This is a genomic window from Myxococcus sp. NMCA1 (assembly GCF_026810205.1).
In the GTDB taxonomy this organism is placed as follows: domain Bacteria; phylum Myxococcota; class Myxococcia; order Myxococcales; family Myxococcaceae; genus Myxococcus; species Myxococcus xanthus_A.
Map to the genome: position 1 here is coordinate 7201938 of NZ_CP113950.1, position 10530 is coordinate 7212467.

The window sequence follows — 10530 nt, forward strand, 5'->3', positions numbered from 1 at the left end:
TGGACACTCCTTGCTCAGACAATCTCTACCGGTTCATCGACCCGAGGAAGTCCGCATTCGACGCGGTGGGCCGCATGTGTTTGAGCACGAACTCCATCGCGTCGATGGGGGTGAACGGGTGGAGCACCTGCCGCAGGGCGGTGATGCGCACCAGGTCGCCCGGACCGAGCAGCAGCTCCTCCTTGCGCGTACCGGACTTGTTGATGTCCAGCGTCGGGAAGATGCGCTTCTCCATCAGCTTCCGGTCCAGGACGATTTCGGAGTTACCCGTGCCCTTGAACTCCTCGAAGATGACTTCGTCCATGCGGCTGCCGGTGTCGATGAGCGCGGTGCCGATGATGGTCAGCGAGCCCCCCTCTTCGATGTTGCGCGCGGCGCCGAAGAAGCGCTTGGGCTTGTGGAGCGCGTTGGCGTCCACGCCGCCGGACAGAATCTTGCCGGACGCGGGCACCACCGTGTTGTAGGCGCGCGCCAGACGGGTGATGGAGTCCAGCAGGATGCAGACGTCGTACTTCTGCTCGACCAGGCGCTTGGCCTTGTCGATGACCATCTCCGCCACCTGCACGTGGCGCGTGGCGGGCTCGTCGAAGGTGGAGGAGACCACCTCGCCGCGCACGCTGCGCTCCATGTCCGTCACCTCTTCCGGGCGCTCGTCCACGAGCAGCACGATGAGGTACACGTCCGGGTGGTTGCGGCTGATGGCGTGCGCGATGTTCTGCAGCAGCACCGTCTTACCGGCCTTCGGCGGCGCCACGATGAGGCAGCGCTGGCCCAGGCCGATGGGGCAGAACATGTCGATGATGCGCGTGGTCATCTCCGACGACTCATGCTCCAGCTTGAGCTTGCGCGTCGGATAGAGCGGCGTGAGGTTGTCGAACAGGATGCGCTCGCGCGCCGCGTCCGACATCGGGTCCGTGAAGTTGACCTTGTCCACCTTCTGGAGCGCGAAGAAGCGCTCGCCCTCGCGGGGCTGGCGGATGGGGCCCGTCACCGTGTCGCCAGGGCGCAGGTTGAAGCGGCGCACCTGCGACGGGGACACGTAGATGTCGTCCGGGCTGGGCTGGTAGTCGCTGTCCGCGCTGCGCAGGAAGCCGAAGCCGTCGCTGAGCAGCTCCATCACGCCTTCCGCGTGGACCTCGAAGCGCTTGTCGGCGATGCCGCCCAGCAGCGCGAAGATGAGGTCCTGCTTCTTCAGGCCCTGATACCCCTCGATGCCCACGTCGTGGGCCATCTTCGAGAGGTCGGTGATCTTCATCCGCTTCAGGTCATTGAGCTTGATGACCTGCATGGGCTCGCCGTCGCGGGTGACTTCCGTGATGGCGGGGGCCTCGGGCGGCTCCGGAGGAGGCGGCAGGGAGGCGGCCGGCTCTTCGGACTCGCCGGAGATGCGGGCCTCCTGGAGGTCGTCGTCCCGCACCGGGCGGGAGATGGGGGTGAGCACCGGACGGGGCGGCTCGGCGGGGGCCTCCTCGACCTCGGCGCCGGACTCTTCGTCGCGGCGGGCGGCGCTGCGGCGAGCGCGCGGGGCGGGCTTCTCGGCCTCGTCCCGCTCCACCGTCTTCGCGGCGCGCTTGCGGCGTGGCTTCTCCGTGTCGGCCTCGACGGCGACATCAGTGTCGGCAGCCTTCTCTCTCGAAGTACGGGCTTTACGCATGTCTGTAACGCTTGGGAGGAATGAAGCGCCCGAGGACTCGGACGGGTGAAATGGCGGGGGGAGATGTCCGCGCTGCCCTCGGAAGCACCTTCCAGGAGGACGGCCCCGCCGGAATCCCAGGAAGGGACTGCGCGGGCGTGAGCCTTGTGGTTGGGAGAAGAGTCGGCGCCGTCGGATACGCCTGCGCCATGAACCGCGAGGGACGTTATTGACCCCCTCCTGGCCTGTCAAGGCATCTTGAGGGCCACGGTTGCAACGCTTCCAGCTGAGCAACACGCGCCCCCGGGGCCCCATTTCCAGTCGGCCGTGCGGGCCTTCTGGAGTCCCCTGCCCCGGACTTGAGGACCCGGCGGGTCGGCGCGCGGACAACGCCACTGCCAGCGACAACACCGGACCCTCCAGGTCCGCTTCCCCTCAGGGCGGGGTTCACGCGGAGACGACGACCGACCTTGTCAGTCGGGAACCGTAGAGTGGCCGCCTTTCGAGGCACGCGCCGCCGCGCCGTGTTTTGGAGTAAGGACCGCGAACCGTGGACGACTTCCAGAAAGCCGCAGCCCGAGCCCGTGAGCTCCACCGTGAGCTGGCGCACCACAACTACCGTTACTACGTCCTCGACTCGCCCGAGGTCAGCGACGCGCAATACGACAAGTTGATGCGCGAGCTACAGGACCTGGAGGCGAAGCATCCGAGCCTCCAGACGCCGGATTCGCCCACCCAGCGCGTGGGCGGCGCGGCGGCCGAGGAGTTCGGCGAGGTGGTGCACCGGGCGCCCATGCTCTCGCTGGCCAACATCTTCGAGGACCAGGGCCTCATCGAGTTCGACGAGCGCATCCGCAAGCTGGTGGGCCTGCCGGGCATCACCTACGTCTGCGAGCCCAAGCTGGACGGACTCGCCATCGCGTTGCGGTACGAGAAGGGCGCGTTCATCCAGGGCGCCACCCGGGGCGACGGCACCACCGGCGAGGACGTCACCGGCAACCTGCGCACCATCCGCAGCCTGCCCATGTCGCTGTTCCCCCAGGACGGAGTGAAGGTGCCGGACGTGCTGGAGGTCCGCGGCGAGGTCTTCATCCGCAAGAAGGACTTCCAGAAGCTCAACGAGAAGCGCGAGGAGGAAGGCGAGCCGCTCTTCGCCAACCCGCGCAACGCCGCCGCCGGCAGCCTGCGCCAGTTGGACCCGCGGATGACGGCCGCCCGGCCCCTCTCCGTGTTCCTCTACGAATGCGTCCCGGGCGAAGGCGTGCCCGTCTTCAAGACGCACATCGAGAAGCTGGAGTACCTCAAGACGCTGGGCCTGCCCATCAACCAGTACCGCCGCGCCGAGGGCCTGGAGGGCGTGCGCGAGGCCTATGACGCCTCCCTCAAGGGCCGCCACGAGCTGCCCTTCGAGGTGGACGGTATGGTGGTGAAGGTGGATGACGAGGACCAGCGCAAGCGCCTGGGCCAGGTCTCCAAGAGCCCCCGCTGGGCGGTGGCCTACAAGTTCCCGCCCGAGGAGGAGTCCACGGAGGTGATGGACATCGGCATCCAGGTGGGCCGCACGGGCGCGCTGACGCCGGTGGCGCACCTCAAGCCGGTGAAGGTGGGCGGCGTCACGGTGGCGCGCGCCACGCTGCACAACGAGGACGAGCTGCGCCGCAAGGACGTGCGCAAGGGCGACACCGTCTTCGTGCGCCGCGCCGGTGACGTGATTCCGGAAATCGTCTCCGTGGTGCTGTCCAAGCGCCCCGCGGACTCCGCGCCCTTCGAGTTCCCCAAGCACTGCCCCGTCTGCGACGCGGTGGCGACCAAGGACGAGGACGGCGCCATCATCCGCTGCACGGGCGCCTCCTGCCCCGCACAGCTGGTGGAAAAGATTCGCCACTTCGCCAGCCGCCTGGCCATGGACATCGAAGGTCTGGGCGACAAACTGGCCGCGCAGCTGGTGTCCACTGGCAGGGTGAAGGCGTTCGCGGACCTCTACGCGCTCACCAAGGAGAACCTGCTGACGCTGGAGCGCATGGGCGACAAGAGCGCGGACAACCTCATCGCGTCGCTGGAGCGCTCCAAGCAGACCACGCAGCGCCGCTTCCTCTATGCCCTGGGCATCCGCCACGTGGGTGACGCCACCGCCAAGGCGCTGGCGGAGGCCTTCCCCCAGTCGGAGACGCTCTTTGAGGCCAGCCTGGAGGACATCTCCCGCGTGAAGGACGTGGGCCCCATCATGGCCCAGGTCATCCACACCTTCTTCCAGGAGCCCCAGAACCAGAAGGCCATCCGCGCGCTGCTGGCGGCGGGTGTCCAGCCCGCGGCGCCCCAGGTCGCCACGGGAGGTCCCTTCGTGGGCAAGTCGGTGGTGCTCACCGGCGCGATGACGGGTATGACGCGGGAGCAGGCCAAGGAAGAGGTCGAGCGCCGGGGCGGCAAGGTCGCCGGAAGTGTCTCGCGCAAGACCGATTTCGTCGTGGCCGGTGAGGATGCGGGCAGCAAGCTGAAGAAGGCCCAGGAACTCGGGGTAAGAATCCTGGACGAGCAGGCGTTCCTGCAGATGTTGCAGACGAACGCCTAGAGGATGGGGCGGTCCATGAGTGGCACGCGGCGAGCCTCGCTGCGCATCGAAGGCAAGGTGCAGGGCGTCTTCTTCCGGGAGAGCGCCCGCGTTGAGGCCACACGCCTGGGTCTGACAGGCTGGGTGCGCAACCAGCCGGACGGGGCCGTGGAGGCCGTCGTGGAAGGGGAGCCCGCCGTGCTCGAGGAATTCATCCGTTGGTGTCATCGCGGTCCGACGCAGGCCCGGGTTTCGGGCGTTCAGCGCACGGACGGCGAAGCCACCGGCGAGTTCAGTCACTTCAACGTGGAGCGCACGTCATGACGCCCTACGCGCTGGCCTCCCTCCCGGCCATGCTGGGCATCCGGGCCGGGTCCAAGGTCTCCGTCATCAACCCGCCGCGGGGCTTCGTTCAGAAGCTCAACCCGCTGCCGGATGGGGTGGAGTTCCTCATCACCGCGGTGACGGGTCTGGATGTCATCCTCTTCTTCACCGAGGACCCACAGGAGTTGGTGCAGCGGCTGCCGGCCCTGGCCCGCGCCATGGCCCTTACTGGTGGCATCTGGGTGTGCTGGCCGGGGGGCGAAAGCGCCCGCCGGGGCCTCTCCGAGGACTTCGTCCGCCACGCGGCCCTGGACATCGGTCTGGTGGACAACAAAATCTGCACCATCGACGCCACCTGGACAGGCCTCCGGCTGGTGAGGCGGCCCCGAGGGCGACTGGACAAGCCAGGGGAGCGCAAGCAAGCCCCCGCCCAGGCCTGATGCCCTGCCGGGTAGCCGCCCGGCATCTGCCTGACAGTGGATGGAAGCCGTTTCTCGGCTTTACACACCCGGGGGGCCGTGAAAAACTCCCCGTGTTTCTGGACGGTTGTGTGACGCCCCGCGTTGTCGGGGGTCGACGTCTGGTAGGGATTTTGACGGGTTGCGTTCCCGGCTCCTCCGGGCGCGTCAGCCGCACCGAGGCTCCAGTCGCCCCCCCAAGGTGGCCCACGATGGGCACCGACCGGGTGTGGATAGAAGAGCGGGCGGCACGCGCGTCGTGGGGAAGCTCGAACGCGTTGTGAAGACAAGGCCTCGCCCGGCACGGTGCCGGTCGCAATGCGGGGCGCCAATGAACTCGGAGGAGCAGGCGGTGGTCCCCTCGGTCCTCGACAGCGCGCCCCCAGCCGCACCCGGCATGCCCGGGCCGGCGTCGCTCGCTGTAGGCCCGCCGGAGGCCGCCTCTCCCTTCGCAGCGCGCTCGGAGGCGCGGCGTCTCGCCGCCGCCCGTCCGGTGAGGTCCGCCCTACCGCGCGCGCCAGCAGGATTCATCCATGAGCAGCATCCTGGTCATCAACGCCGCGGGTCGCGAGACGCGCGTCGCGCTCGTCGAGGGCGGACACATCGCGGAGTTCTACCTCGAGCGTAAGAAGGACAAGGGCGTCGTCGGGAACATCTACAAGGGCCGCGTCGTCCGGGTGCTCCCCGGCATGCAGGCCGCCTTCGTGGACATTGGCCTGGAGAAGGCCGCGTTCCTCTATGTCAGCGACGTCGTCTACGACCCTGACTTCGCGCGCGCGCAGTTCGAGCTGACCGAAGGTGAGCACGAGGATGCGCCGGACGTCCCGGACGAGTCCGAGGCCGAGGCCGCGGAGGCCGCCGCCCGGCACGCGCCCCCCCGTCACGTGGAGCCGGAGCCGGAGGACGCCCAGTTCGAGCCTGTCGCGGCGCCCACCGAGTCCCTGCCGCGCGACACCGCCCTGGAGCTGGCCGCCAACGCCCCGACGGTGATGCCGCCGGGCGCGGAGACGCCGGTGGCGCCCGCGGAGGAAGCGCCGGCCGCCGGGCCGGCCGCGCAGCCCGTCACGCCCGAGCAGATTGTCGCCGTCGAGCCGTCCACGGCAGCGCCCGTGGAGGCCGCGCCTGCTCCGGCGGGTGGTGAGGCCGAGGCCGCGCCCTCCTCCGAGCCTCAGGTGACCGAGGCCTCCGTGGAGCCCGCCGCGAAGGTGGAGTCGCCCGAGGCGGCGCTGGCCGTTGCCGCGGCGTCCGAGCCCGCCGCGGCCGTGGTGGAGACGCCCGTGGAAGCGGCCGAGGGCGAGGCCACCGGTCTTCCCGTCGAGCCCCCTCCGCCCGCGGCCGCCGCGCTGGGAGACATCATCCCCTCGCCCGCCGCGGAGGGCGCGCAGGCCGCAAAGCCGTCCGAGGTCTCCGGCGAGCGCCGCACGCCGCGCGAGGCCCGTGAGGCGCGTGAGCCCCGGAGCCGGGAGAAGGAGCGCGGAGAGAAGGACAAGGGCCGCCGGCCGCAGGAGGAGAAGCGCCGGGGCGACAAGCGCGACGAGGACAAGGAGAAGGCCAAGCCGCGCCGCACCGACAAGATTGAGGACCTGCTGAAGGTGGGCCAGGAAGTCGTCGTCCAGATTTCCAAGGACCCCATCGGCACCAAGGGCGCGCGGCTCACCTCCCACATCTCCATCCCCGGCCGTCACCTGGTGTTCATGCCCACGGTGGACCACGTGGGCATCAGCCGCCGCATCTCCAACGAGAAGGAGCGCCGGCGTCTGCGTGAAATCGTGGACCGCCTGCGCCCGCCCGGAACGGGCTTCATCGTCCGCACCGTCGCGGAGAACGTGCCGCAGGAGAAGCTCGAGAGCGACATCCGGTTCCTCATCGAGGTGTGGAACCAGGTGGTGCGCAAGAACGAGAAGCGCGGCGGCCCCGGCCTGCTGCACCCCGACCTGGACCTCATCCTGCGCGCCACGCGTGACCTCTTCGCGCACGACGTGGAGAAGCTCGTCGTCGATGACCGCGAGGAGTACGAGCGCATCCTCGGCTTCGTCACCGCGCAGGACCCGGCGCTGCGAGACAGGGTGGCCCTGCACGAGGGCGATGACACCGTCTTCGACGCGTACGGCATCGAGCAGGAGCTCCAGCGCGCCACCCAGCGCAAGGTGTGGCTGAAGAGCGGCGGCTACCTCATCATCGACCAGGCAGAGGCGCTCACCGCCATCGACGTCAACTCGGGCCGCTACGTCGGCAAGAAGAGCCTCGAGGAGACCATCACCAAGATCAACGTCGAGGCGGCCAAGGAGATTGTCTACCAGCTCCGGCTGCGCAACATCGGCGGCATCATCATCTGCGACTTCATCGACATGGAGAAGGCGCAGAACCGCGACAAGGTCTTCAAGGCGCTGCAGGAAGCGCTGGGCCGAGACAAGGCCAAGACGAACGTGCTGCGCATCTCCGAGCTGGGCCTCGTGGAGATGACGCGCAAGCGCGTGCGTGAGTCCATTGGCCGCATGCTCCACGAGGACTGCCCGTACTGCGACGGCAACGGCTTCGTGAAGACGGCCACCACCGTGGCCTACGAAATCTTCCGGGAGATTCGCCGCGAAGCGCCGGGCTACAAGGACTCCACGCTGGTCATCAACTGCAACGCGGAAGTGGCGCGCCTGCTCCAGGGCGAGGAGCGCAACGAGCTGCGGCACCTGATGGACCGGTACAACAAGTCCATCCAGGTCAAGGCGCAGCAGAACTACCACCGCGAGCAGTACGACATCTACGGCCGCTCGGCCTCCGGCCCGGAGCACAAGGTGGCCTCGTCGCCCGGCTCGGGTGATGGCGAGCTGGCCATGCAGCAGCGCAAGCCCGACAGCAATGGCGGAGGCTACGGCCGCCAGGAGCAGGGCCGGCGCGGCGGTGGTGGTGGTGGCGGCGGCGGTGGTGGCAGGGACCGGGGCGGTGAGCGCGGCGGCGAACGCTCCGAGCGCAGTGAGCGGGGCGGAGACCGTCGCGAGGGCCGCCGCGAGGGCCGGGGTGGTGGAGACCGTCCTCGGGGTGGCGAGCGGGGCGACCGTTCCGAGCGCGGTGGGGAGCGTGGCGAACGCTCCGAGCGCGGCGGTGAACGGGGCGAACGCTCCGAGCGTGGCGGCGAACGGGGTGAGCGCGGCGAGCGTCCCGAGCGCGGCGAGCGGCGTGGCGACCGCGGCGAGCGTGGAGAGCGCGGCGGTTCGCAGAACACGTCTGGTGGAGGCGAGAACGCGGGTGGCTCGACGCCGCCTCCGCCTCCAGCCTCGGGTGGTGGGTCGGAGCCTTCGGGCGGCACGACCTGAGTTCTTTCCGCCGGTCAGTCGTCGGCGCCCTGCCCTGCCGGTGGTTTCAAGGCCGGGGCTGGGAGCCGGCGGCGCTGCACGCCTCGCGCCTTCCAAGCCGCCGGCCGAGGGCAAGCGCCCGCGGCACTGGCCGGTGCATACGAAGCCCCGCACCGTGTCGGCTTGTGTACGCTGGCAAGCCACCTCAAACCGGGGTGGGCTGGCCCTGGCGGCCGCGGATTGGCTAGCGTGAGCGTCCAAGCCCCAAGGCGGTTCCCGCCTCGCGGCCCGGCCATGTCACACGGATGATGTCCTCGCGCTCCGAGCACGTATCGCCCCGTCTGGGGCCACGTTCCCTCCGCCTTCGTCAGGCCCGCGCCTGGCGCGGCCGGGCCTCTTGAGGGAATCGGTGAAGCTGACGCCCCTGCCGTGGCTCCGTCACTTCCACGAGCGGCTGGCCGCCCAGGCCACCCGGCTCTGGGCGCCCCTGCAGCACACGCCCGTGGGGCTGTTCGCGACGGACACCTTCCTGGCCGCGAAGACGGTGGCCCAGGGCTTTCGCGGGGAGAATCTCCGGCTTCGGGCCGCCGCGCTGACCTACGTCAGCATGTTCTCCCTGGTGCCCCTCCTGACGGTGGCGCTCGTGCTGCTGACCGCCCTCCACCAGGAGGAGTTCAAGGAGAAGCTGCGCTTCGTCGTCAGCGAGGTGCTCAACCCCGGGGTACGCGGCAAGTCCTCCCAGTTCCTCGACCGGTTCCTGAACCCCACGAACACCGTCGCCATTGGCAGCGTGGGCTTCCTGGCGGTGCTCCTATCCGCCGGCTCGCTGCTGCGGCAGCTCGACGGCGCCGTCAACGAGCTGTGGGGCATCCGGCGGCAGCGGCCGTGGCGCATCCGGCTGCTCATCTACTCGGGCCTCTTGCTCGTGGGCCCCTTCTTCCTCGCGCTGTCCTTCTCCGGGACGGGCAAGGTCCGCGTCTTCCTTCAGAGCCACGCGCCCTACGCCAGCGCCTTCATCCTGCTGGGCACCACGCTCGTCACCGTGGCCAGCCTCACCCTGCTCTACTACTGGACGCCCTACGCGCATGTCCGCGTCCGGTCCGCGCTCGCCGGAGGCCTGGTGGCCGGCCTGGGGTGGACTTTCGCCAAGCAGGTGTACGCCGCATTCGCGGAGCGCAGCTTCCAGTACAACCCCCTCTACGGCTCGCTCGGCGCGCTCCCGTTGTTCCTGGCGTGGGTCTACGTGAGCTGGCTGTTGGTGCTCTTTGGCGCCCGGCTCTCCTATGCCGTGGAACACACCGCCTTCCGGCACTCCCTCTTCGCTTTTGGAAGCCACCCGCGCGCGCACGAACTGGTCGCCGCCCGTGTCGCCCAGGAGGCCACCCTGGCCTGGGTGGACGGCCTGCCGCCTCCCTCGCCCCGCGAGCTGGCGACGCGGCTGCGCGTCCCCGAGTCGCTCGTCCACGAGGTCGTCGACCGCATGGTGGCCGCCGAGTTGCTGGAGCGCCTCCGCAAAGGGGGCCTGCGTCCCGCGAAGGACCCGGCTGCCCTCACGCTGGCGGACACCACGCTCGCCGTGCACGGTGTGATGCTCACCGGCGGCGCGGAGGGATGGAACGGACCACGGGCGCCCGGATTCGAACAGATGGAGCCCATCTTCCAGGCAGCTGACTGCGCCGGTGTCGACCTGCTACGTCGCACCCGATGGCTGGACCTGGTGGTGCCGCTCCGCCCAGGACTGGCCGAGCCTGCTCCCGCCCCACCACCCAGGGTGGCCGCAGGGGGAAATCCGTAGAGGTTCTGGGTGGTTGGAAGCTCACCCTGCTTGCACGAAGGATGCGTTCTGTTATGTTTTCAGGATTCAACCACGGGCCAGAGCGCCCTGTTTCCAAGGGGTCACCGGGTTTGCGGGAGCGTCCGATGCTCAAGTCCGATCTGATCAACATCCTCGTGGCCAAGAGGGGCGTGACGCAGAAGCAGGCTGAGGCCACCATCGAGACGATTTTCGAGTCGATGAAGGACGCCCTCTGCCGCGGCGAGAACATCGAGATTCGCGGGCTCGGTGCCTTTCACGTGAAGAACTACCAGGGCTACCAGGGCCGCAACCCGAAGACGGGTCAGGTCATCCCGGTGAAGCCCAAGCGCGGCCTGCTCTTCCGCACGGGCAAGGAGCTGCGCGACCGCGTGAACCGTCCGGCGCCCCAGCAGGCCCAGACGGAGCTGCCCCCGCTTCCCGAAAGCAAGGGGCCGGGCAACACGGGCACGGGGCTCTAAGCCCAC

General features: G+C 69.3%; 7 protein-coding genes. 6 read left to right on the forward strand and 1 reads right to left on the reverse strand.

Annotation, left to right across the window (positions count from 1 at the left end; all coding sequences use genetic code 11):
• Positions 1–25: 25 nt before the first annotated feature.
• On the reverse strand, positions 26–1654 hold the full coding sequence (rho, locus tag OZ403_RS29675; protein WP_268782357.1) for a transcription termination factor Rho: 1629 nt from the start codon (positions 1652–1654) through the stop codon (positions 26–28).
• A gap of 529 nt (positions 1655–2183) precedes the next feature.
• Here rho and ligA point away from each other — a divergent pair.
• The 6 genes from ligA to OZ403_RS29705 all read left to right on the forward strand — a co-directional run bounded on the left by ligA (position 2184) and on the right by OZ403_RS29705 (position 10524).
• Positions 2184–4202 (forward strand): NAD-dependent DNA ligase LigA, encoded by a 2019-nt coding sequence (gene ligA, locus OZ403_RS29680; protein ID WP_268782358.1) that lies wholly within the window; start codon positions 2184–2186, stop codon positions 4200–4202.
• Positions 4203–4205: 3 nt separating this feature from the next.
• Positions 4206–4505: an acylphosphatase gene (locus OZ403_RS29685; protein ID WP_268782359.1), complete on the forward strand. Its 300-nt coding sequence runs from the start codon at positions 4206–4208 to the stop codon at positions 4503–4505.
• Positions 4502–4945, forward strand: coding sequence for a DUF3052 family protein (locus OZ403_RS29690; protein ID WP_140794666.1), 444 nt, complete (start codon positions 4502–4504; stop codon positions 4943–4945). The genes OZ403_RS29685 and OZ403_RS29690 overlap by 4 nt, the downstream gene beginning before the upstream one ends.
• Positions 4946–5496: 551 nt before the next feature.
• Complete coding sequence (locus OZ403_RS29695) at positions 5497–8271, forward strand: Rne/Rng family ribonuclease (RefSeq protein WP_268782360.1); 2775 nt, start codon at positions 5497–5499, stop codon at positions 8269–8271.
• 388 nt (positions 8272–8659) lie between these two features.
• Positions 8660–10045, forward strand: a complete 1386-nt coding sequence (locus OZ403_RS29700; protein WP_268782361.1) for a YhjD/YihY/BrkB family envelope integrity protein — start codon at positions 8660–8662, stop codon at positions 10043–10045.
• Positions 10046–10170: 125 nt separating this feature from the next.
• Positions 10171–10524, forward strand: a complete 354-nt coding sequence (locus OZ403_RS29705) for an HU family DNA-binding protein (RefSeq protein ID WP_011555596.1) — start codon at positions 10171–10173, stop codon at positions 10522–10524.
• The last annotated feature ends 6 nt before the right edge of the window (positions 10525–10530 follow it).

Excerpts from the sequence above, each read along its gene's own strand:
- rho (WP_268782357.1), bottom strand. The coding sequence starts at position 1,654 with ATGCGTAAAGCCCGTACTTCGAGAGAGAAGGCTGCCGACACTGATGTC.
- OZ403_RS29685 (WP_268782359.1), top strand. The coding sequence starts at position 4,206 with ATGGGGCGGTCCATGAGTGGCACGCGGCGAGCCTCGCTGCGCATCGAA.
- OZ403_RS29690 (WP_140794666.1), top strand. The coding sequence starts at position 4,502 with ATGACGCCCTACGCGCTGGCCTCCCTCCCGGCCATGCTGGGCATCCGG.
- OZ403_RS29695 (WP_268782360.1), top strand. The coding sequence starts at position 5,497 with ATGAGCAGCATCCTGGTCATCAACGCCGCGGGTCGCGAGACGCGCGTC.
- OZ403_RS29705 (WP_011555596.1), top strand. The coding sequence starts at position 10,171 with ATGCTCAAGTCCGATCTGATCAACATCCTCGTGGCCAAGAGGGGCGTG.